Source organism: Ramlibacter sp. GCM10027632, from assembly GCF_042675325.1.
GTDB lineage: Bacteria > Pseudomonadota > Gammaproteobacteria > Burkholderiales > Burkholderiaceae_C > Ramlibacter.
The window spans coordinates 118,189-138,237 of record NZ_JBHTGW010000001.1 but is presented as its reverse complement, the minus strand read 5'-3'; the positions used below and the strand labels follow the sequence as shown (position 1 = coordinate 138,237).

Sequence of the window (20,049 nt, the reverse complement as noted above, 5' to 3'; positions counted from 1 at the left end):
GCCCATGTCATCGGAGATTGAAAACAAGCCGGTCCGCCCCGCGGGCGTGCCGGAGGAAGCCCTGTACGTGGACGCCCTGGACATCGAGGCCCAGGGCGTGGCCCGCCGCGAGGACGGCAAGGTCGTCTTCATCGAGGGCGCGCTGCCCGGCGAATGGGTGGCGGCCAATGTGCACCGCAAGAAGAACAACTGGGAGGCGGCCTCGCTGAAGGCGGTGTACCGGGAGTCGTCGCAGCGCGTCACCCCCAAGTGCCCGCACTTCGGCCTGCATGCCGGCGCCTGCGGCGGCTGCAAGATGCAGCACCTGGACGCCGCCGCCCAGGTGGCGATCAAGCAGCGCGTGCTGGAGGACAACCTCTGGCACCTGGGCAAGGTCAAGGCCGAGTCCCTGCTGCGCCCGATCCAGGGGCCGTCCTGGGGCTACCGCTGGCGCGCCCGCTTCTCGGTGCGCCACGTGCGCAAGAAGGAGACGGTGCTGGTCGGCTTCCACGAGCGCAAGAGCCGCTACGTGGCGGACATCCAGGAATGCCATGTGGTGCCGAAGTACGTGAGCGACCTGCTGCTGCCGCTGCGCGGCCTCATCGGCAGCATGGACGCCATCGAGACCTGCCCGCAGATCGAGCTGGCCTGCGGCGTCGACGCCGCCGACCCCACGAAGCCGGTGATCGCCCTGGTGCTGCGCCACCTGGAGCCGCTGTCGGCAGGCGACCAGGCCAAGCTGCGCCAGTTTGCCGCCGAGCATGCCGGCGTGCAGTGGTGGCTGCAGCCCAAGGGCCCGGATACCGTGCACCTGATGGACCCGGGCCCGGAGCTGGCCTATGTGCTGCCGGAGTTCGGCATCACCATGCCGTTCAAGCCGACCGACTTCACCCAGGTGAATCCCTTCATCAACCAGGTGCTGGTGACCCGTGCGCTGGGCCTGCTGAAGGTGCAGCCGGGCGAGCGCGTGATCGACTGGTTCTGCGGCCTCGGCAATTTCACCCTGCCGCTGGCCACGCAGGCCGGGGAGGTGCTGGGCATCGAGGGCAGCGAGACCCTGGTGGCTCGTTCGCGGACCAACCTGGAGCGCAACCGCGCTCACGCGAGCGCACCGACGCAGTTCGTGGCGCGCAACCTGTTCGAGATGACGCCCTCGATGCTGGTGTCCGACGGGGTGGCGCAGAAGTGGCTGGTCGACCCGCCGCGCGAGGGCGCCTTCGCCCTGGCCAAGGCGCTGGCGGACATCCACCAGGACCCTGCCATCGCCCCGGGCTGGACGCCGCCCTCGCGCATCGTCTACGTCTCCTGCAACCCGGCCACGCTGGCGCGTGACGCCGGCCTGCTGGTGCACCAGGCGGGCTACCGCTGCACGGCGGCGGGGGTGGTGAACATGTTCCCGCACACGGCGCACGTGGAGTCGATCGCGGTGTTCGAGCGGGGCTGAGGGGCGGCCGAGGTCAGGTCTTGCATCGACGCGACGGTCCTTTTTCCGGTCGGATTGGCTCGTTGGTGCTTCCTGCTTTCCTCCGGCGAGGTGCGCGGCGCGGGGCCGGCGGGCAGGCTCCTCCCGGCGGCCTGGTGCACTCCCGTGCACGGGCCCACGGGTCCCTCCGCCCACCCGCCAGCCCCATGCCGCTCACGCTGCATCGCTGAGGGCTTCGCGCCGGAGAGATCACCTCCGTCTTCTGCGGGCGAGGTACTTCGGCGCGTATCGTTTCGAGCGCACGTCGGCGCGAGAAATGACCCATGTACTTTCCGGCGCGAAGCCCTCACGTGTTCGTGCGCGATGCGCGGGTGGGGGCGGCAGGCGGAGGGACCCGTGGGGCCGTGCGCGGGAGCGCACCAGCCCCCCGGGAGGAGCCTGCTGCCCCCGCCCGTGCAGCGCGCTTAGCCGGAGAAGCCAGCGGAGGCCGAGATAACCAGTCGCGTCGATGCAAGACCTGACCCCCGCTCCCCAAAAGAAAAAGGGGCCCGAAGGCCCCTGTCGTTCCTGCGGCTCGCCCGCGTCAGTCGCGCTCGCCGCCCAGCACGCCCAGCAGCGCCAGCAGGCTCTGGAAGACGTTGATGATGTCTAGGTACAGCGCCAGCGTGGCGGAGATGTAGTTGGTCTCGCCGCCGTCGATGATCTGCTTCAGGTCGTACAGCATGTAGGCGCTGAAGATGCCGATGCACATCACGCTGATCACCAGCATGCCGGTGGTGGAGCCCACGAAGACGTTGATGATGCCGCCGATCATGACCGCCAGGGCGCCCACGAACAGGAACTTGCCCATGCCGGAGAGGTCGCGCTTGATCACGCTCGCCAGGCTGGCCATCACCAGGAAGACGCCGGCGGTGCCGCCGAAGGCCGTCATCACCAGGCTGGCGCCGTTGGAAAAACCCAGCACCATGGCGATCAGGCGCGAGAGCATCAGGCCCATGAAGAAGGTGAACGCCAGCAGCACCGGCACGCCGGCCGCGGAGTTCTTGGTCTTCTCGATGGCGAAGATGAAGCCGAACGCGCCGGCCAGGAAGACCACCAGGCCGACCACGCCGCCCAGCATCTGGGTGATGCCCGTGGCCACGCCGACCCAGGCGCCCAGCACCGTGGGCACCAGGCTCAGCGCCAGCAGCCAGTAGGTGTTGCGAAGGACCTTGTTGCGATCCGCCGCCGGCAGCGCATAGCCGTAGGCAGTGGGTTGCAGTTGCTCGTTCATTGAGGAAGCTCCTTTCGTCGAGGTGCTGTTTGGATGGGGCGGATTCTAGGTTGGTTCCCCGTGTTTTCTCCGGGGGGCCGGGGAAACGCTATGCTTGCGCCCCTATGAAGACCACCCATTTCCTCGAACTGGCCGACGTCAAGGCCATCGCCGCCGCCGCCGAAGCCGAAGCCCTGAAGAACAACTGGGCCGTGACCATCGCCATCGTCGATGCCGGCGGCCACCTGCTGTGGCTGCAGCGCCTCGACGGCGCCCCGGCCATCTCCTCGCACATCGCCCCGTCCAAGGCCCACACGGCCGCCCTGGGCCGCCGCGAGAGCAAGGTGTACGAAGATGTGATCAATGGCGGCCGCACCTCCTTCCTGAGCGCGCCCACGGTCAGCGGCATGCTCGAGGGCGGCGTGCCCGTCATGAAGGACGGCCAGTGCATCGGCGCCGTCGGCGTGTCGGGCGTGAAGTCCACCGAGGACGCCCAGATCGCCAAGGCCGGCATCGCCGCCATCGGCCTGTAATCCTCCCTCACCCGAATGAAACAAGGGGGCCCTCGGGCCCCCTTGTCGTTGGTCGTTCGCCTGGCGGCGCCAGCGCCTCCAGGGCGCCGTCACTTGGTCAGGATCAGCTTGCCCAGGCGCGTGGCCTGCAGCCGGTAGACGACGCCGTTGTGGCTGATCTCCACCGCGCGGTGGCCCCGCAGCAGGTCATCGCTGGAGAAAAGGGGCGGGCGCTGCACCGCCGCCGCCTCCTGGCGCGCGGCCGGCACGGGCACGGCGTGCCGCGGGTCCTCGGCGGGTTCGGCCGTCATTGCAGCGGCTTGGGCTCGGTGATGAAGCCGATCTTGCGCAGGCCGGCCTGCTGCGCCGCCGCCATGGCCTGGGCCACGCGCTCGTAGCGCACCGCCTTGTCACCGCGAATGTGCAGCTCGGGCTGCGGCTCGCGCGCCGCCTCCTGCGCCAGCAGGCGGGGCAGGTCGGCGTCGTCCACCCGGGCCTGGTTCCAGTGGTAGCCGCCCTGCGCGTCCACCGACAGCTGGATGGTCTCGGGCTTGTCCTGCTGCCGCTGGTTGGAGGCCTGCGGCAGGTCGATGTTGACCGCGTGCTTCATCACCGGCACGGTGATGATGAAGATGATCAGCAGGACCAGCATGACGTCCACCAGGGGCGTCATGTTGATCTCGTTCATCACGTCGTCGGTGTCGTCCTGCGTGCCGAAGGCCATCTCAGTTGCCCTTCTTCATGGGAACCACGTTGGACGGCGCGCCGTTGCCGGACACGCGCGCGCCGGTGATGAAGTAGGCGTGCAGATCGTGGGCGAAGCGGTTCATCTTCAGGACCACTGCCTTGTTGCCACGCACCAGCGCGTTGTAGCCCAGCACCGCGGGGATGGCCACGGCCAGGCCCAGGGCGGTCATGATCAGCGCCTCGCCGATCGGGCCGGCCACCTTGTCGATCGAGGCCTGGCCCGCGGTGCCGATCGACAGCAGCGCGTGGTAGATGCCCCAGACCGTGCCGAACAGGCCCACGAAGGGCGCGGTCGAACCCACCGAGGCCAGCACCGCCAGGCCGGACTGCAGGCGGGCGGTGGCTTCGTCGATGGCGTTGCGCAGGCAGCGGGTGATCCAGTCGCTCACGTCCAGCGAGTCGTGCAACTGCGGCTGCGCGTGGTGGTGGACGGTGGCCTCGCGGCCGGCCAGGGCCAGCCCGCGGAAGGGGTTGCCGGGCTCGTTGCCCAGGGCCTCGAGCGCGCCGTTGAAATCAGGGGCGTGCCAGAAGGCTTCGGTGCGGCGGCCCTGGGCGCCGGCGCGGCGCAGGTCCAGCGCCTTGACGATCAGCACGATCCACGAGGACAGCGACATCACCAGCAACAGCACGGCGACCGCCTTGGTGACGAAATCTCCCTGGTTCCACAGGTGGGCGAGGCCGAATTGGGCTTCCATTGTCTTCTTTACTCCAGCACGAAATTGATCGGGACGTTGAACCACATCGCCTCGGCCACGCCGCCGCGCTTGCCGGGGACGTAGCGCCATTTGAGGACGGTGGCCAGGGCCGCCTGGTCCAGCCGCTCGAAGCCGCTGGACTGGCGCAGTTCCGCCTTCTGCGGCGTGCCGTCGGCGGCGATGAGGACGCGAACGATGACCTTGCCCTGCTCGCCCAGGCGCTTGCTCACCGGGGGGTAGGCGGGCTTGGGGTTCTGCAGGTAGTCGGCATCGCTCGAGGGCAGGTCGATGCGCGCGGGCGCGGGCGGCGCCGGCGTGGCCGGGCCGGTGGCCACCGCCGGCGCGGCAGGGGCGGCCGGGACCACCGGTGCGTTGGGGGCGGGGCTGGCCGACGGCGCCGCCGCCACCGGCAGGGGTGCGGGCTGCGGCACGGGTTGGGGCTGCGGCTTGTCCACCGCCGGGGCGGGGGCCGGGGTGCGCGGCGCCGGCTTGGGAGCGGGCGGCGGCGGGGCCGGCCGCGGCTGCGGCGCGGGCGAAAGCATCTCGGCGATGACCTCGGCGGGCACGAAGACCTCGGCCACGCGCCGCACCAGGCCGGTGTTGAGCGCCCACAGGGCAGCGACGTGGAAGGCCAGGACGCTGCCCACGATCAGGGCGTTGCGCCGGGAGCCGAACAGCGGGAAATCGGGCGAGGTGGACAAGTCGGGTACTGCAGGAAAGGTCGCGTCACGTACGCAGCGCCCACCAGGCGCCGGCGACGATCAGCACGAGGCTCAGGCCGAGGCCAGCGAGGAGAGCCATGCCGGCCGGTGCAGGACGACGGGGGCCGAGGGCGCCGCCATCGCGGCGTCGCTGCGGTTGCGGTTGCATTGTTCCACCAGTTCACGGGCGCAGCCCTCGCACTGGCCGCACTGCGTCGCCACACCCAGCTCCAGCTGGAGGTCGCTGAAATCCATGCCGGCATGGACATGCCGGGTGATCTCGCGGTCGGAGACTCGGTTGCAGACGCAGACGATCATGGCGGACCCCGCAGGGTGTCAGTGGAACTGGAGCTGATTATAAATGCGAATCGATCGCATTTGCAATCAGCATAGGAGGTCCGGCGTGATCTGGTCCGTCCGCTCGCAGCCGCACAGGGCCATGGCGACCTCGAATTCGTCGCGCAGCAGGCGCAGGACATGGGCCACCCCCAGGGCGCCGGCGTTGGCCAGTCCCCAGGCCACGGGGCGGCCGACCAGCACCGCGCGGGCGCCCAGGGCCAGGGCCTTGAGGACGTCGGTGCCGCGGCGGATGCCGCCGTCCACGAGCAGGGGCAGGGCGCCGCCGGCGGCCTCGGCCAGCGCGGGCAGCAGGCGGGCGGTGGCCGGCACCGTGTCGAGCGCCCGCCCGCCGTGGTTGGAGACGATGAGCGCATCCACCCCGTGGCGCAGCGCCTCGCGCGCGTCGTCGGGATGGACCAGGCCCTTGAGGACCACCGGCAGGCGGGTCTGCGCCCGCAGCCAGGCGATGTCGTCCCAGGTCGGGGCCTGCCGCAGCAGGTCGGCCAGGTCGGTGGCGGCCGGCGTGGCCGGCAGGTTCACCGCCAGCCCGGGAGGCACCTTGAAGCCGGCGCGCCATTGCGCGTCGCGCGGCGCCTGCACCGGCGCGTCGACCGTGACGACCAGCGCCTCGTAGCCGGCCGCCTCGGCGCGGCGCACCAGGTCGAGGGTGAGGCCGCGGTCGGCCTGCACGTACAGCTGGAACCACAGCGGGCCGCGGTCCGCGTCGCCGCGGACGGCGGCGGCGACGTCCTCCAGCCGCAGGCTGGCCTGGGTGCTGACCACCAGGCCGGCGCCCTGGGCGGCGGCGGCCTGCGCGGTGGCGAGTTCGCCGTCCGGGTGGGCCAGGCGCTGCAGCGCCAGGGGCGCGACCAGGACCGGGTGGGCCAGGGCGCGCCCGAGCAGGGTGGTGGCCGGCGTCAGGCCGGCCAGCGGTCGCAGCGCCCGCGGCAGCAGCCGCAGCGCCCGCCAGGCCTGCAGGTTCTCGGCCAGCGTGACCTCGTCGGCCGAGCCGCCATTGAAATAGGCCCAGGCCGCGGCATCGAGCACGCCGCGCGCATGGGCCTCGTGGTCGGCCAGGGTGTTCAGGCCGGGGGGCAGGGGGGACAGGCGCATGGACATTCCGGCTTCGTTCGCGGCGTCTCAGGTTTCGGACCACATCCGCAGGAGGTTGTGGTACGTGCCCGTCAGGGCGGTGGTTTCCGGCGTCTCGCCCTGCTGGCGGCGCAAGGACAGCAGCTGCATGTCCATCTCGTGCAGCAGCTGCCGCTGTTCGGCGCTGCGCACCAGGCTCTGCGCCCAGAAGAAGCACCCCAGGCGCTCGCCGCGGGTGACCGGGGTCACCTGGTGCAGCGTGGTGCCGGGGTAGAGGACCGCGTGGCCCGCGGGCAGCTTGACCCGCTGCTCGCCGGCACCGAAGGCGAAGGCCAGCTCACCGCCGTCGTACGCGGAGGGCTCGCTGAGGAACACCGTGCAGGAGACATCGGTGCGCACGTACAGCGGCTCGCCCTCGCGCACCGCCTTCAGGCGCAGCGCGTTGTCGACGTGCGCGCCGTAGGCGTTGGCGTCGCCGCGGTAGCGGTTCACGCGCGGGGTGAAGATCCGCAGGGGCAGGGCCGCGCTGAGGAACAGGGGCGAGGCCTCCACCGCCGCCAGCACCAGGGCGCGGACCGCGCGGGCGGCCTCGCAGTCGTGCGGCAGCTGGTGGTTGTTCTTCACCGTCCGGGCCTGCGGGCCGGCGCTTTCGCGGCCGTCCTCCCAGGGCGCATCGGCCAGCAGGCGGCGGGCCGTGGCGACCTGGTCCGGGGAGAGGAGGGCAGGCAGGACGGTGATCATGGCGCTCAGAACCTGAAGCTGGTCGTCACCTGCAGCAGGCGGCCGGCGCCCGGGATGTAATGGCCCGAGTACAGCTGGTCGGCATAGCGCTTGTTGGCCAGGTTGCTCAGGTTCGCCTTGACCGTGAGCTGGTCCTGCGTGACGACGTACTCGGCCATCAGGTCGGCGGTGATGAAGCTGGGGACGGTCCAGCCCGGGTTGCGGTTCGGCGTCTGCTCGCCGCGGAAGTTCAGGCCGCCGCCTGCGCGCAGCTTGGGCGTGAACTGGTAGGTGCTCCACAGCGTGCCGCTGTAGCGCGGCGTGAGCGAGGGGCGGCCGGTTTCACCGCCGGCGACCGCCGCGTCGATGGTGGCGATGGGCAGCCACATGTACGAGCCGAACACCTCCCACTTCGGGGTGATGCGGCCGCTGATGTCGACCTCGGCGCCGGCGACGTGGCGCTTGCCGGACAGGGTGGTCAGGTTGACCAGCGGGTCGGTGTTGCGCTCGTGCAGCTTGGTCGTGCGGAAGGCCGCCACGCGGGTGGTCCACTGCTTGCCGGGGGCGTCGAACTTGCCACCGACCTCGAAGTTGATCGACTGCTCGGGCGGGGTGTCCTGGTTGGCGGCGCTCAGCGAGTAGGCGTCGCCCGAGGTGTTGAACGAGGTGCCCAGCGAGACGTGGTACGACTGCAGCGCGTTCGGCTGGAACAGCGCGCCCAGGCGCTTGCTGAATTCCGAGACCTTCATGCGGTAGGGCGTGACCGTCTCGGGGCCGGCGGCGTTGGCGGGGATGGCGAACTGGCGGTACTTGCCCGAGAGGTGGTCCCAGCGCAGGCCGGCCACCACCTTCCAGTGCTCGGCCACCTGCACCATGTCCTGCACGTAGGCGCCGTAGCCGGTGGACTCGTAGTCGTTGTTGGTGCGCAGCACGCGGGTGGATTCGTCGATCGCGGCGCCGTCGTCGGGCGTGCCGAGCAGGGTGGTCGGCTTGGCGATCGTCACGCCGCCCTGGGCCGCGGCGCGCGCGGCGTGGACCGTCTTGCGCTCCAGCGCCAGGTCGACGCCGGCCAGCAGCTCGTGCTGCAGGCCCAGGGCCTGGAACTTGCCGCTGTAGTCGCTTTGCAGCTGCGTCACGTCCATCTCCTGGATCTTCAGCTGGGTGCTGCGGTTCAGGACGCTGGCGGCGGTCAGGTTGGACAGGTAGGTGCCGCCGGGCAGGCGGAGGGTGCTCGCGCGCAGGTCGCGGGTGAAGTGGCTCACGCGGGCCTGGGTGCGCAGCTCGCCGCCGCCGTCGAAGCGGTGCACATGGCCCAGGCTGGCGATGGCCGCGCCGCTGTGGTTGTAGTCGGTGGCCATGCCGTACCGGGCGGTCGGGTCGACCGGCAGCACGGTGGTCTGGGCCACGGTGGACGTGGCGCCCGGGCGGATCCACGGCATGCCGTAGTTCACCCCGTTGTTGTTGTTCAGGTAGTAGAGCGAGGCGAGGAATTCGTCGCGCTCGCCGATGCCGCGGCGGTAGGCGACGGCGGCGCCGTTCTTGTCGATGGCGCTGCCCGAGCCGTTGTTGTCGGCCCGGGTGGCCATCACGTTCACGCGCAGGGCGGCGTTCTCGCCGGTGACCCGGTTGAAGTCGCCGACCACGCGGTGGTGGCGGTGGCTGCCGATCGTGTAGTCGACCTGGTTCTCGTCCATCAGGCGCGGCAGCTTGGTGACCTGGTTGATCGCGCCGCCGGTGGAGCCGCGGCCGAAGAGCATGGAGGCGGAGCCGCGCAGCACCTCGAGGCGGTCCAGCGCGAAGGTGTCGCGGTCGTAGATGGCCGGGTCGCGCATGCCGTCGATGAACATGTCGCCCGCGCCCTGCACCGGGAAGCCGCGCAGGCGCACGTCCTCCTCGCCGCCCTCGGCTGCCATGAAGCTCACGCCGGCGGTGTTCCTCAGGGCGTCCTTCACCGTGTCGAGGTTGCGGTCGTCCATCAGGCGCTCGGTCACCACGGTGACCGATTGCGGGATGTCGCGCAGTTCCTGCGTGCCGCGGCCGATGCGCGACTGGGTGGCGCGCACCGAGTCCTTGCCTTCGGCGATCTCGGCCTTCTCCTTCACCTCGACGGTGGCCAGGGTGCGGGCGGGCGTGGTGGCGGGGGCGGACTGGGCGGCGGCGCCGGCGGACGCGGCCAGGAGGAGGGCGCCCAGCGGCAGGAGGGCGTGGTCGGACAGGGAATGCATGCAGCAGCCTCAGGTGGGTCCCCGGGGCCGGGGACGGTGGACGTTGGAGGCTGGCTGGGTGCGCGGACGGAGTCCCGCGCGGACTTGGCTGGCCGAATTGGATTCAGCTCAGCAGTTTACATCAAATGCGAATCATTCTCAATGCGATTCGTCCATCTGGGACTGCAGGTAGTTCGGCAGGCCGACCTTGTTGATCAGGTCCAGCTGGGTTTCGAGGAAGTCGATGTGCTCCTCGGTGTCATCCAGGATGTCCTGGAGGATGTCGCGGGAGACGTAGTCACGGGCCGCCTCGCAGGCCGCGATGCCTTCCTTGATGGTGAGCTGGGCGGCGCGCTCCAGGCGAAGGTCGCAGTCGAGCAGCTCGGGCACGTCCTCGCCGATCAGGAGCTTGCCCAGGTCCTGCAGGTTGGGCAGGCCGTCGAGCATGAGGATGCGGGCCATGAGCTTGTCCGCATGCTTCATCTCGCCGATGGACTCCTGGTACTCCTTCTTGGCCAGCTTGCCGAAGCCCCAGTGCTGCAGGATGCGGTAGTGGAGGAAGTACTGGTTGGTGGCCGTGAGCTCGTTGCGCAGCTGGGCCTGCAGGTGGTGGATGATCTTCGGGTCGCCTTGCATCACGGAGCTCCAGAAAGCAGGAAGGGTGGGTGCTGGCATTGTGCGCGAAACACCTGCCAGCGCCCACCCCTCACGAGGCGTCCCTCCCCTGTTACGCCGCGACGGGAGTGCGGATCAGGTGGTCGAAGGCGCTGAGTGCGGCCTTCGCGCCCTCGCCGGCGGCGATGATGATCTGCTTGTACGGCACCGTGGTGGCGTCACCCGCGGCGAACACGCCGGGCATCGAGGTCTGGCCCTTGGCATCGACCACGATCTCGCCATGCTTCGACAGCTCCAGCGTGCCCTTGAGCCACTCGGTGTTCGGCACCAGGCCGATCTGCACGAACACGCCCTCCAGCGGCACGTGGTGGTCGGCGCCGGTGGCGCGGTCCTTGTACGACAGGCCGTTGACCTTCTGGCCGTCGCCGGTGATCTCGGTGGTCTGGGCGTTCATGACCACGGTCACGTTCGGCAGGCTGTGCAGCTTCTTCTGCAGCACGGCGTCGGCGCGCAGCTCGGTGGCGAACTCGATCAGGGTCACATGCTGCACCAGGCCGGCCAGGTCGATGGCCGCCTCGACGCCGGAGTTGCCGCCGCCGATCACTGCCACGCGCTTGCCCTTGAAGAGGGGGCCGTCGCAGTGCGGGCAGTAGGCCACGCCCTTGTTCTTGTATTCCTTTTCGCCGGGCACGTTGACGTTGCGCCAGCGCGCGCCGGTGGTGAGGATCACGGTCTTCGCCTTCAGGGTCGCGCCGCTTTCCAGCTGCACCTGAACCAGGTCGCCCGGGATCAGGGCCTTGGCGCGCTGCAGGTTCATGATGTCCACGTCGTAGTGGCGAACGTGCTCCTCCAGGGCCAGGGCGAACTTCGGGCCCTCGGTTTCCTTGATGGAGACGAAGTTCTCGATGCCCAGGGTGTCCAGCACCTGGCCGCCGAAGCGCTCGGAGGCCACGCCGGTGCGGATGCCCTTGCGCGCGGCATACACCGCAGCCGCGGCGCCGGCCGGGCCGCCGCCGATGATCAGCACGTCGAACGGGTCCTTGGCATCGATCTTGGCGGCCTCGCGCTGGGCGCCGCCCTTGTCGACCTTGGCCAGGATCTCTTCCAGCGTCATGCGGCCGTTGCCGAACATGGTGCCGTTCAGGAAGACGGTGGGCACGCCCATGATCTGGCGCTCGTTGATCTCGTCCTGGAACAGGCTGCCCTCGATCATGGTCGCCTTGATGCGCGGGTTCTGCACCGCCATCAGGTTCAGGGCCTGGACCACGTCCGGGCAGTTGTGGCAGGTCAGGGAGACGTAGACCTCGAAGTCCAGGTCGGTGTCCAGGGCGCGGATCTGGTCCAGCAGCGCCTGTTCCACCTTGGGCGGGTAGCCGCCCACCTGCAGCAGCGCCAGCACGAGGGAGGTGAATTCATGCCCCATCGGCAGGCCGGCGAAGCGCGGGCCGTGGTTCTCGCCGGGGCGGTTGACCGCGAACGAGGGCGTGCGGTGCGGGCCGCCCTGCAGGGTGTTCACGGTGATCAGTTTCGAGGACTCCGCGATGTCGTTCAGCAGGGCCTGCATGTCGACCGAGGCCTGCGAATCATCGAGCTGGGCGGTGATCTCCACCGGCTGCGTGATGCGTTCGAGGTAGGCGGCGAGTTGGGCTTTGAGAGCAGCGTCGAGCATGGGAGCCTCCGTGGGGATTCGTTGGATTTCGGAAAAGCAAAGGCCCGGGGCGGGGTGCACCCCGGGCCTCTTTCATCAGGCGGCGCAGGCCGGTGGGCCTGCGCGCCGAATGGAGTACAGGCCTGGGGCCTGCGTGCCGTGCGTGGATTGGCGGCTTAGATCTTGCCGACCAGGTCCAGCGAGGGCTTGAGGGTGGCGGCGCCTTCTTCCCACTTGGCGGGGCAGACTTCACCCGGGTGCGAGGCGACGTACTGGGCGGCCTTGACCTTGCGCAGCAGGTCGGCGGCGTTGCGGCCGATGCCTTCGGCGGTGATTTCCACGGCCTGGATCACGCCCTGGGGGTCGACGATGAAGGTGCCGCGGTCGGCCAGGCCCTCGGCTTCGCGCATGCACTCGAAGTTGCGGGTCAGGGTTCCGGTCGGGTCGCCGATCATGGTGTACTGGATCTTGCGGATGGTGTCCGAAGCGTCCTGCCAGGCCTTGTGCACGAAGTGCGTGTCGGTCGACACGGAGTAGATCTCCACGCCCAGCTTCTGGAATTCGGCGTACTTGTCAGCCACGTCGCCCAGCTCGGTGGGGCAGACGAAGGTGAAGTCGGCGGGGTAGAAGAAGAACACCGACCACTTGCCCTTCACGGTTTCGTCGGAGACCTCGATGAACTTGCCTTGCTTGAGCGCGGCGTTCTTGAACGGCTTGATCTGGGTGTTGATGACGGACATCGTTGTTTCCTCTGGTTGGTTGCGGGTTAGTCGACGGGATGGATCTTAGGCCCGGGGAAGGGATGCATCAACTCAATTGAAGCAATCCTGTCGATTTATTTCATCTATTAACTGCCGCCTTGACCCGGCTCAATACTCCAGCCGCTCGGGCCGGACTTCCTGCAGGATGGTGGTGGCGATCTCCTCGATCGACTTGGTGGTGGTGGACAGCCACCGGATGCCGGCGCGCCGCATCATGGCCTCGGCCTCGGACACCTCCATGCGGCAGTTCTGCAGCGAGGCGTAGCGCGAGTCGGGCCGGCGCTCGTTGCGGATCTCGGACAGCCGTTCGGGCTGGATGGTCAGGCCGAAGATCTTCTTCTTGAACGGCACCAGGGCCGGCGGCAACTGGCGGCGCTCGAAGTCCTCGGGGATCAGGGGGTAGTTGGCGGCCTTCAGGCCGTACTGCATGGCCAGGTACAGGGAGGTGGGGGTCTTGCCGCTGCGGCTCACGCCGACGAGGATCACGTCGGCCGCCTCCAGGTCGCGGTTGCTCTGGCCGTCGTCGTGGGCCAGGCTGAAGTTGATGGCCTCGATCCGGTCGTGGTAGGCCTGGCTCTTGCTCACGTCCGAGAAACGGCCGACCCGGTGGTTGGACTTCATTCCCAGCTCGACTTCCAGCGGCCGCACGAAGGTGCCGAACATGTCCAGCAGCATCGCCTGGCAGCCTGCCTCGATCACCCGTAGCACCTCCATGTTCACCAGCGTGGTGAAGACGATGGGCCGGTTGCCCTCGACCTGGGCCGTGTGGTTGACCTGGCGGACGGCCTGGTGGGCCTTTTCCACCGTGTCCACGAACGGCAGGCGCACGTGGCGCGGCTTGAACTCGAACTGCGCCAGGATGGCGTTGCCAAAGGTTTCGGCCGTGATGCCGGTGCCGTCGGAGATGTAGAAAACGGTGCGTTGGGCCATGGAAAGTCGGCAGACGGGCTGCAATACGGCCGGGTTGGCCGCCTAGAATCGCCATTATCCGAATTCATGGCCCCATGACCCGCAGCCGCCCATTCGAACAAGCACAAAGCTGGCTGCCGCTTCAGGGGGCCGGGCCCGCCCGCCGGCCCGACAGGTTTTCAACTTCTGGAGCTTTCCCATGTCCACCCGGTTCGAGCCGACCGCCCTGGTCGTTCCCTTTGAAGACCTGAGAATGAGCGACGTCGAGGTCGTTGGCGGCAAGAACGCCAGCCTCGGCGAAATGATCTCGCAGCTGCCGCAGGGCGTGCGCGTGCCCACCGGCTTCGCCACCACCGCGCACGCCTTCCGCGAGTTCCTGGCCTTTGACGGGCTGGCCGCCCGCATCCAGGCCCGACTGGACGCCCTGGACACCGACGACGTGCGCGCCCTGGCCGCCGCCGGCGCGGAGATCCGCGGCTGGGTCGAAGCCCAGCCCTTCCCGGCCGACCTGGAGGCTGCCATCCGCGCCGCCTTCGACAAGCTCTCGGGCGGCAGCGCCAGCGCCAGCTTCGCGGTGCGCTCCTCCGCCACCGCCGAGGACCTGCCCGACGCCTCCTTCGCCGGCCAGCAGGAGACCTTCCTGAACGTGCAGGGCATCGAGCAGGTGCTGCACAAGATGAAGGAGGTCTTCGCCTCCCTCTACAACGACCGCGCCATCAGCTACCGCGTGCACAAGGGCTTCGCCCATGCCGACGTGGCCCTGTCCGCCGGCGTGCAGCGCATGGTGCGCTCCGACCTGGGCGCCGCCGGCGTGATGTTCACCATCGACACCGAGTCCGGCTTCGAGGACGTGGTCTTCATCACCGCCAGCTACGGCCTGGGCGAGACCGTGGTCCAGGGCGCCGTCAACCCCGACGAGTTCTACGTCCACAAGCCGATGCTGCAGGCCGGCAAGAAGGCCGTGATCCGCCGCAACCTCGGCTCCAAGCTGATCCAGATGGTCTTCGCCACCCCGGAGGAGAAGGCGGCCTCCGGCAAGCTGATCAAGACGGTCGACGTGCCGCTGGAGCAGCGCAACCGCTATTCCCTGTCCGACGCCGATGTCGAGCAGCTGGCCCGCTATGCCCAGGTCATCGAGAAGCACTACGGCCGACCGATGGACATCGAGTGGGGCAAGGACGGCCAGGACGGCCAGCTCTACATCCTGCAGGCCCGCCCCGAGACGGTGAAGAGCCAGGCCGCGGGCAAGGCGGAGCTTCGCTACAAGCTCAAGGGCAAGGGCAACGTGCTGTCCGAGGGTCGGGCCATCGGCCAGAAGATCGGCACCGGGCCGGTGCGCCTGGTGCACAACGTCTCCGAGATGGACAAGGTCCAGCCCGGCGACGTGCTGGTCGCCGACATGACCGACCCCAACTGGGAGCCGGTGATGAAGCGCGCCAGCGCCATCGTCACCAACCGCGGCGGGCGCACCTGCCACGCGGCCATCATTGCGCGCGAGCTGGGCATCCCGGCCGTGGTGGGCTGCGGCGACGCCATGGAGACCCTGAAGGACGGCACCCTGGTCACCGTCTCCTGCGCCGAGGGCGACACCGGCCGCATCTACGACGGCCTGCTCGAGACCGAGGTCACCGAGGTCAAGCGCGGCGCCATGCCCGAGATCTCCACCAAGATCATGATGAACGTGGGCAATCCGCAGCTGGCCTTCGACTTCGCGCAGCTGCCCAACCAGGGCGTGGGCCTGGCCCGCCTGGAATTCATCATCAACAACAACATCGGCGTCCACCCCAAGGCCATCCTGGACTACCCGAATGTCGATGCCGACCTGAAGAAGGCGGTCGAGTCCGTGGCCCGCGGCCATGCCTCGCCCCGCGCCTTCTACGTGGACAAGGTCGCCGAGGGCGTGGCCACCATCGCCGCGGCCTTCTGGCCCAAGCCCGTCATCGTGCGCCTGTCGGACTTCAAGTCCAACGAGTACCGCAAGCTGATCGGCGGCTCGCGTTACGAGCCCGAGGAGGAGAACCCCATGCTGGGCTTCCGCGGCGCGGCCCGCTACATCAGCGAGGACTTCGGCGAAGCGTTCGCCATGGAGTGCGAGGCGCTCAAGCGCGTGCGCGGCGAGATGGGCCTCACCAATGTGCAGGTCATGGTGCCGTTCGTTCGCACGGTGAGCCAGGCCGCGCGCGTCGTGGCCCTGCTGGCCAAGTTCGGCCTCAGGCGCGGCGAGGACGACCTCAAGCTGATCATGATGTGCGAAATCCCGAGCAACGCCATCCTGGCCGATGCCTTCCTCGAGCACTTCGACGGCTTCTCGATCGGCTCCAACGACCTGACGCAGCTGACCCTGGGCCTGGACCGCGACTCCGGCCTGGAGCTGCTGGCGCATGACTTCGACGAGCGCGACCCGGCCGTCAAGGCCATGCTGTCGCTGGCCATCGCGGCCTGCCGCAAGCAGGGCAAGTACGTCGGCATCTGCGGCCAGGGGCCCAGCGACCACCCCGACTTCGCCCAGTGGCTGGCGAAGGAGGGCATCTCCTCCATCTCGCTCAATCCGGACAGCGTCATCGAGACCTGGCAGGGGCTGGCCTCCGCTTGAGCATGAGCGCCGCGCCGGGCCGCCTGCACCGCAACATGGCCCTGTATGTGGCAGGGCTGGTGGCGGTACTGGCGGCGCTGCACGCGGCGGAGGAGGGCGGCCTGTCCCGGCGCTGGCTGGGGCCGGCCTTCCTCTTCGCGTCGGTGATGATGTACGCGGTGATCGGCATCTGGTGCCGCACCACCGACCCGCTCGAGTACTACGTCGCCGGCCGCCGCATCCCGGCCTTCTACAACGGCATGGCCACCGCGGCCGACTGGATGTCGGCCGCCTCCTTCATCAGCCTGGCCGGCGCCCTGTACCTGCAGGGCTTCTCGGGCGCGCCGGGCAGCGCCGGCGGGCTGGCCTACATCATGGGCTGGACCGGCGGCTTCTGCCTGCTGGCCCTGCTGGTCGCGCCCTACCTGCGCAGCCTGTCCCTCTACACCGTCCCCGACTACTTCCAGCTGCGCTACGGCGGCACCTGGCCCCGGCGCATCGCCGCCATCGCCACCGTGCTGTGCTCCTTCGTCTACGTGGTCGCGCAGATCTACGGCATCGGCCTGATCGCCTCGCGCCTGACCGGCGTGCAGTTCGAGATCGGCATCCTTCTGGGCCTGGGTGGCGTGCTGCTGTGCTCCTTCCTGGGCGGCATGCGTGCCATCACCTGGACCCAGGTTGCGCAGTACGTGGTGCTGCTGCTGGCCTTCCTCATCCCCGTCTCCTGGCTGGCCTACAAGCAGCTGGGCAGTCCTTTCGCGCCGGCGGTCTACGGCCAGCAGCTGGACAAGATCGCCATCCTGGAAAAGGAGCTGACCGACGCCCGCGCCGAGCGGCAGGTGCAGATGGCGTTCCAGCAGCGGGCCATCGAGTACAGCCTGAAGCTCCAGGACGTGGACCAGGCCCTGCGCGCGGAGCGCGAGCAGGCGCGCGGGCGGCTGCAGGCCCTGCGCGAGCAGGGTGCCGACGCGATGACGGTGGCCGCCGCCCATCGGGACCTGGCCGAGATCCCGCGCGACGCGGCGACCGCGCGCGAGCAGTGGCTGCGCACCGTCCAGGACAGCGAGGCGCGCTCGCAGCCGCTGGGTGGGCTGCCGCTGCACACCCAGCCCTTCGCCGGCGACCCGGCCGGCAGCCCGGAGGACCGGGCGGCCTTCCAGTCCTCCCGCCTCAACTTCCTGGCGCTGATGTTCTGCCTGATGGCGGGCACCCTGGGCCTGCCGCACCTGCTCACGCGCTTCTACACCACGTCCAGCGTCAGCCAGGCACGCTCCTCGGTGGGCTGGGCGCTGTTCTTCATCGGCCTGCTGTATGTCAGCGCGCCAGCCCTGGCGGCGCTCGTCAAGTACGAGGTGATGCAGGGCCTGACCGGCATCCGCTTCAGCGAGCTGCCCACCTGGATCGTCCAGTGGTCGCGGGTCGACCCGGCCCTGATCTCCGTGCGCGACATGAACGGCGACGGCCTGCTGCAGTTCAGCGAGCTGCGCCTGGGGGCCGACATCATCATGCTGGCCACGCCCGAGATCGGCGGGTTGCCCTACGTGGTCTCGGCCCTGGTGGCGGCGGGCGGCCTGGCCGCGGCCCTGTCCACCGCCGACGCGCTGCTGCTCACGATCAGCAGCGCCCTGGTCCGCGACCTGTACGTGCCCGACGTCTCCGGCAGCACCACGCCCGAGCAGCGGGTGATCCTGTCCAAGTTCGCGCTGCTGGCCGTGGCGGTGGTCGCCGCCACGGTGGCCATGTTCAAGCCCTCGGACATCCTGTCCCTGGTCACCGCCTCGTTCTCGCTGGCCGCCGCGGCCCTGGTGCCGGGGATGGTGCTGGGCATCTTCTGGCGCGGCGCCACCGGCCGGGGCGCCGCCTGGGGCATGCTCGCCGGCCTGGGGGTGACGGTGTTCTACATGCTGTCCAACGCCGCCTGGCTGCGGGGCCTGCTGCACCTGCACACGCCCCAATCCCTCTGGTGGAGCATCCAGCCGGTCTCCGGCGGGGTGTTCGGCGTGGCGGCCGGCGTGGCGGTGACGGTCGTGGCCAGCCTGGCCACCCGCGCCCGCCTGGCGCCGGCGACCCAGCCCGCTCCGGGAAACCCCTAGGGCGGTGGCCCGTTTCATCGACGATTTTGTAAGCTGCCGGCAAGAGGCGGCCGGGACCATGCTCCCCGACTGAGCAAGAGTCATTTCAGGATTGCCCCGGGCGTTCACGCGCCCGGGGTTCTTTTTTGCCCGGCTGCAAGCCTGCTACAATCTCGCGCTTTGCCTTGCCACACCGGCTCGCAACCGGGTGGCTTTCATCCACAAGGAGAAATCCATGCGACATTACGAGATCGTCTTGCTGATCCACCCGGATCAGAGCGAACAGGTTCCGGCCATGCTGGAGCGCTACAAGGGCATGATCACCGCCGGCGGCGGCAAGATCCACCGCGTTGAAGACTGGGGCCGCCGTCAACTGGCGTACCAGATCAACAAGCTGGCCAAGGCCCACTACCTGTGCGTGAACATCGAGGCCGACCAGGCCGTGATGAACGAGCTCGAGCATGCCTTCCGCTTCAACGACGCCGTCCTGCGCCACCTGACCGTGGTCAAGAAGAAGGCCGAGACCGGTGCGTCTTCCATGATGAAGACCGTCGAGCGCGAAGAGGCCCGCAAGGCCCAGCAGGCGGAGTTCCAGCAACAGTAAGGCGCCCGCTGCGCGCGTGACCAACCAGGTTGTCCTGAGCGCCTGCATCGCCGAGGCTTCGGCCCTGCGATACACCCCGGCCGGGCTGCCCGCCCTGGACCTTCGGCTCGAGCACGAGTCCGAGATGTCCGAGGCAGGCGGCAGGCGGCAGGTGAAGGCGGCCCTCAGGGCCGTGGCCTTCGGCCCGCTGGCCGAGACCCTGGCCAGGCAACCGGTGGGAAGTCCCTGGCGATTCGCCGGCTTCCTGGCCAACCCGCGCAACGGCAAGCACCCTGTGCTGCACATCCAAGAGTTTCAGCAAGATTAATTTTTCGAGAGGTCCCTCATGGCCACGTTCAAGAAATTCAACAAGGACAAGCGTCCGAAGCGCAACACCCAGTCGCTGCTGTTCAAGCGCAAGCGCTTCTGCCGCTTCACCGTCGCCGGCGTCGAGGAAATCGACTACAAGGACGTCGACACCCTGCGCGACTTCATCGCCGAGAACGGCAAGATCATCCCCGCGCGCCTGACCGGCACGCGCGCCATCTACCAGCGTCAGCTGAACACCGCCATCAAGCGCGCCCGCTTCCTGGCCCTGGTGCCGTACAGCGACCAGCACCGCATCTAAGGAGCCAAGAACATGGAAATCATCCTGCTCGAGAAGGTCATCAACCTTGGCAACCTGGGCGACATCGTCAAGGTCAAGGACGGTTACGGCCGCAATTTCCTGATCCCCACCGGCCAAGCCAAGCGTGCGACCGCCGCCAACAAGGCCGAGTTCGAAGCCAAGCGCGCCGAACTGGAAAAGCAAGCCGCTGCCAAGCTGGCTGAAGCCCAGGCCCAGGGCGAGAAGCTGTCCGGTACCACCGTCAAGCTGACCCAGAAGGCCGGCGTGGACGGCCGCCTGTTCGGCTCCGTGACCAACTTCGACATCGCCGAAGAGCTGAAGAAGTCCGGCTACGACGTGTCCAAGGCCCAGGTCCGCATGCCCAACGGCCCGATCAAGATGGTCGGCGACAGCAGCGTCTCCGTGTCCCTGCACACGGACGTGGTGGTCGACATCAACGTCACCGTCTACGGCGAAACCGCCTAAGCAGCCTGCGCTGCCCGAAAAGCCGCCCGCCCGGGCGGCTTTTTATTTGCCCACAGGAAAACCGGACTTGTTCCCGGGTTGGGCACGGTTTATCCACAGCCTTGTCCCGTGACCCGCGGGGCTCGTCGGCCT

21 protein-coding genes are annotated in these 20,049 nt (G+C 68.9%); 8 read left to right on the top strand and 13 right to left on the bottom strand.

What is annotated here, in order from left to right; genetic code table 11:
• The first annotated feature begins 4 nt into the window (after positions 1 to 4).
• Complete coding sequence (gene rlmD, locus ACFQZY_RS00645; protein ID WP_377411427.1) at positions 5 to 1,423, top strand: 23S rRNA (uracil(1939)-C(5))-methyltransferase RlmD; 1,419 nt, start codon at positions 5 to 7, stop codon at positions 1,421 to 1,423.
• A gap of 562 nt (positions 1,424 to 1,985) precedes the next feature.
• Here the strand turns inward: rlmD and ACFQZY_RS00640 are convergent.
• Positions 1,986 to 2,675 (bottom strand): Bax inhibitor-1 family protein, encoded by a 690-nt coding sequence (locus ACFQZY_RS00640; protein ID WP_377411425.1) that lies wholly within the window; start codon positions 2,673 to 2,675, stop codon positions 1,986 to 1,988.
• A gap of 104 nt (positions 2,676 to 2,779) precedes the next feature.
• On the opposite strand from ACFQZY_RS00640, the gene ACFQZY_RS00635 reads away from it, so the two are divergent.
• The gene (locus ACFQZY_RS00635; protein ID WP_377411424.1) at positions 2,780 to 3,187 is read left to right on the top strand and encodes a heme-binding protein; all 408 of its coding nucleotides are present in this window, start codon (positions 2,780 to 2,782) and stop codon (positions 3,185 to 3,187) included.
• An 89-nt stretch (positions 3,188 to 3,276) separates the two neighbouring features.
• On the opposite strand, the gene hemP is transcribed toward ACFQZY_RS00635, so the two are convergent.
• The 12 genes from hemP to ACFQZY_RS00575 all read right to left on the bottom strand — a co-directional run bounded on the left by hemP (position 3,277) and on the right by ACFQZY_RS00575 (position 13,618).
• Positions 3,277 to 3,477: a hemin uptake protein HemP gene (gene hemP, locus ACFQZY_RS00630; RefSeq protein WP_377411422.1), complete on the bottom strand. Its 201-nt coding sequence runs from the start codon at positions 3,475 to 3,477 to the stop codon at positions 3,277 to 3,279.
• Positions 3,474 to 3,890, bottom strand: a complete 417-nt coding sequence (locus ACFQZY_RS00625) for an ExbD/TolR family protein (protein ID WP_377411420.1) — start codon at positions 3,888 to 3,890, stop codon at positions 3,474 to 3,476. Before ACFQZY_RS00625 ends, hemP begins: the two co-directional genes overlap by 4 nt.
• 1 nt (position 3,891) lies before the next feature.
• Positions 3,892 to 4,608, bottom strand: a complete 717-nt coding sequence (locus ACFQZY_RS00620; RefSeq protein WP_377411418.1) for a MotA/TolQ/ExbB proton channel family protein — start codon at positions 4,606 to 4,608, stop codon at positions 3,892 to 3,894.
• Positions 4,609 to 4,616: 8 nt separating this feature from the next.
• Entirely contained in the window at positions 4,617 to 5,309 is a 693-nt protein-coding gene (locus ACFQZY_RS00615) for an energy transducer TonB (RefSeq protein WP_377411416.1), read from the bottom strand.
• 72 nt (positions 5,310 to 5,381) lie between these two features.
• Positions 5,382 to 5,627, bottom strand: coding sequence for a bacterioferritin-associated ferredoxin (locus ACFQZY_RS00610; protein ID WP_377411414.1), 246 nt, complete (start codon positions 5,625 to 5,627; stop codon positions 5,382 to 5,384).
• Between the two features lie 66 nt (positions 5,628 to 5,693).
• Entirely contained in the window at positions 5,694 to 6,761 is a 1,068-nt protein-coding gene (locus ACFQZY_RS00605) for an alpha-hydroxy acid oxidase (RefSeq protein WP_377411412.1), read from the bottom strand.
• Positions 6,762 to 6,788: 27 nt separating this feature from the next.
• A complete protein-coding gene (locus ACFQZY_RS00600) occupies positions 6,789 to 7,481 on the bottom strand; it encodes a Fe2+-dependent dioxygenase (RefSeq protein WP_377411410.1) in 693 nt (230 codons plus the stop codon).
• A 5-nt stretch (positions 7,482 to 7,486) separates the two neighbouring features.
• Positions 7,487 to 9,685, bottom strand: a complete 2,199-nt coding sequence (locus ACFQZY_RS00595; RefSeq protein ID WP_377411408.1) for a TonB-dependent receptor — start codon at positions 9,683 to 9,685, stop codon at positions 7,487 to 7,489.
• A 138-nt stretch (positions 9,686 to 9,823) separates the two neighbouring features.
• Positions 9,824 to 10,300, bottom strand: coding sequence for a bacterioferritin (gene bfr, locus ACFQZY_RS00590; protein ID WP_377411406.1), 477 nt, complete (start codon positions 10,298 to 10,300; stop codon positions 9,824 to 9,826).
• Between the two features lie 91 nt (positions 10,301 to 10,391).
• Positions 10,392 to 11,948 (bottom strand): alkyl hydroperoxide reductase subunit F, encoded by a 1,557-nt coding sequence (ahpF, locus tag ACFQZY_RS00585; RefSeq protein WP_377411403.1) that lies wholly within the window; start codon positions 11,946 to 11,948, stop codon positions 10,392 to 10,394.
• Positions 11,949 to 12,103: 155 nt separating this feature from the next.
• Entirely contained in the window at positions 12,104 to 12,667 is a 564-nt protein-coding gene (gene ahpC / locus ACFQZY_RS00580) for an alkyl hydroperoxide reductase subunit C (protein ID WP_377411401.1), read from the bottom strand.
• A 129-nt stretch (positions 12,668 to 12,796) separates the two neighbouring features.
• Positions 12,797 to 13,618, bottom strand: coding sequence for a pyruvate, water dikinase regulatory protein (locus tag ACFQZY_RS00575; RefSeq protein ID WP_377411399.1), 822 nt, complete (start codon positions 13,616 to 13,618; stop codon positions 12,797 to 12,799).
• A 178-nt stretch (positions 13,619 to 13,796) separates the two neighbouring features.
• On the opposite strand from ACFQZY_RS00575, the gene ppsA reads away from it, so the two are divergent.
• The 6 genes from ppsA (at position 13,797) to rplI (ending at position 19,917) form a co-directional block, all read left to right on the top strand.
• Positions 13,797 to 16,190, top strand: coding sequence for a phosphoenolpyruvate synthase (ppsA, locus tag ACFQZY_RS00570; protein WP_377411397.1), 2,394 nt, complete (start codon positions 13,797 to 13,799; stop codon positions 16,188 to 16,190).
• A 2-nt stretch (positions 16,191 to 16,192) separates the two neighbouring features.
• The gene (locus ACFQZY_RS00565; protein ID WP_377411395.1) at positions 16,193 to 18,262 is read left to right on the top strand and encodes a VC_2705 family sodium/solute symporter; all 2,070 of its coding nucleotides are present in this window, start codon (positions 16,193 to 16,195) and stop codon (positions 18,260 to 18,262) included.
• Between the two features lie 214 nt (positions 18,263 to 18,476).
• A complete protein-coding gene (gene rpsF / locus ACFQZY_RS00560; RefSeq protein ID WP_377411393.1) occupies positions 18,477 to 18,845 on the top strand; it encodes a 30S ribosomal protein S6 in 369 nt (122 codons plus the stop codon).
• A gap of 16 nt (positions 18,846 to 18,861) precedes the next feature.
• Positions 18,862 to 19,152: a primosomal replication protein N gene (gene priB / locus ACFQZY_RS00555; protein WP_377411391.1), complete on the top strand. Its 291-nt coding sequence runs from the start codon at positions 18,862 to 18,864 to the stop codon at positions 19,150 to 19,152.
• Between the two features lie 18 nt (positions 19,153 to 19,170).
• Positions 19,171 to 19,452: a 30S ribosomal protein S18 gene (gene rpsR / locus ACFQZY_RS00550; RefSeq protein WP_048438842.1), complete on the top strand. Its 282-nt coding sequence runs from the start codon at positions 19,171 to 19,173 to the stop codon at positions 19,450 to 19,452.
• A gap of 12 nt (positions 19,453 to 19,464) precedes the next feature.
• Positions 19,465 to 19,917, top strand: coding sequence for a 50S ribosomal protein L9 (rplI, locus tag ACFQZY_RS00545; RefSeq protein ID WP_377411389.1), 453 nt, complete (start codon positions 19,465 to 19,467; stop codon positions 19,915 to 19,917).
• Positions 19,918 to 20,049 lie beyond the last annotated feature (132 nt).

Excerpts from the sequence above, each read along its gene's own strand:
- rlmD (WP_377411427.1), top strand. The coding sequence starts at position 5 with ATGTCATCGGAGATTGAAAACAAGCCGGTCCGCCCCGCGGGCGTGCCG.
- ACFQZY_RS00640 (WP_377411425.1), bottom strand. The coding sequence starts at position 2,675 with ATGAACGAGCAACTGCAACCCACTGCCTACGGCTATGCGCTGCCGGCG.
- ACFQZY_RS00635 (WP_377411424.1), top strand. The coding sequence starts at position 2,780 with ATGAAGACCACCCATTTCCTCGAACTGGCCGACGTCAAGGCCATCGCC.
- hemP (WP_377411422.1), bottom strand. The coding sequence starts at position 3,477 with ATGACGGCCGAACCCGCCGAGGACCCGCGGCACGCCGTGCCCGTGCCG.
- ACFQZY_RS00625 (WP_377411420.1), bottom strand. The coding sequence starts at position 3,890 with ATGGCCTTCGGCACGCAGGACGACACCGACGACGTGATGAACGAGATC.
- ACFQZY_RS00620 (WP_377411418.1), bottom strand. The coding sequence starts at position 4,608 with ATGGAAGCCCAATTCGGCCTCGCCCACCTGTGGAACCAGGGAGATTTC.
- ACFQZY_RS00610 (WP_377411414.1), bottom strand. The coding sequence starts at position 5,627 with ATGATCGTCTGCGTCTGCAACCGAGTCTCCGACCGCGAGATCACCCGG.
- ACFQZY_RS00605 (WP_377411412.1), bottom strand. The coding sequence starts at position 6,761 with ATGCGCCTGTCCCCCCTGCCCCCCGGCCTGAACACCCTGGCCGACCAC.
- ACFQZY_RS00600 (WP_377411410.1), bottom strand. The coding sequence starts at position 7,481 with ATGATCACCGTCCTGCCTGCCCTCCTCTCCCCGGACCAGGTCGCCACG.
- ACFQZY_RS00595 (WP_377411408.1), bottom strand. The coding sequence starts at position 9,685 with ATGCATTCCCTGTCCGACCACGCCCTCCTGCCGCTGGGCGCCCTCCTC.
- bfr (WP_377411406.1), bottom strand. The coding sequence starts at position 10,300 with ATGCAAGGCGACCCGAAGATCATCCACCACCTGCAGGCCCAGCTGCGC.
- ahpF (WP_377411403.1), bottom strand. The coding sequence starts at position 11,948 with ATGCTCGACGCTGCTCTCAAAGCCCAACTCGCCGCCTACCTCGAACGC.
- ahpC (WP_377411401.1), bottom strand. The coding sequence starts at position 12,667 with ATGTCCGTCATCAACACCCAGATCAAGCCGTTCAAGAACGCCGCGCTC.
- ACFQZY_RS00575 (WP_377411399.1), bottom strand. The coding sequence starts at position 13,618 with ATGGCCCAACGCACCGTTTTCTACATCTCCGACGGCACCGGCATCACG.
- ppsA (WP_377411397.1), top strand. The coding sequence starts at position 13,797 with ATGTCCACCCGGTTCGAGCCGACCGCCCTGGTCGTTCCCTTTGAAGAC.
- ACFQZY_RS00565 (WP_377411395.1), top strand. The coding sequence starts at position 16,193 with ATGAGCGCCGCGCCGGGCCGCCTGCACCGCAACATGGCCCTGTATGTG.
- rpsF (WP_377411393.1), top strand. The coding sequence starts at position 18,477 with ATGCGACATTACGAGATCGTCTTGCTGATCCACCCGGATCAGAGCGAA.
- rpsR (WP_048438842.1), top strand. The coding sequence starts at position 19,171 with ATGGCCACGTTCAAGAAATTCAACAAGGACAAGCGTCCGAAGCGCAAC.
- rplI (WP_377411389.1), top strand. The coding sequence starts at position 19,465 with ATGGAAATCATCCTGCTCGAGAAGGTCATCAACCTTGGCAACCTGGGC.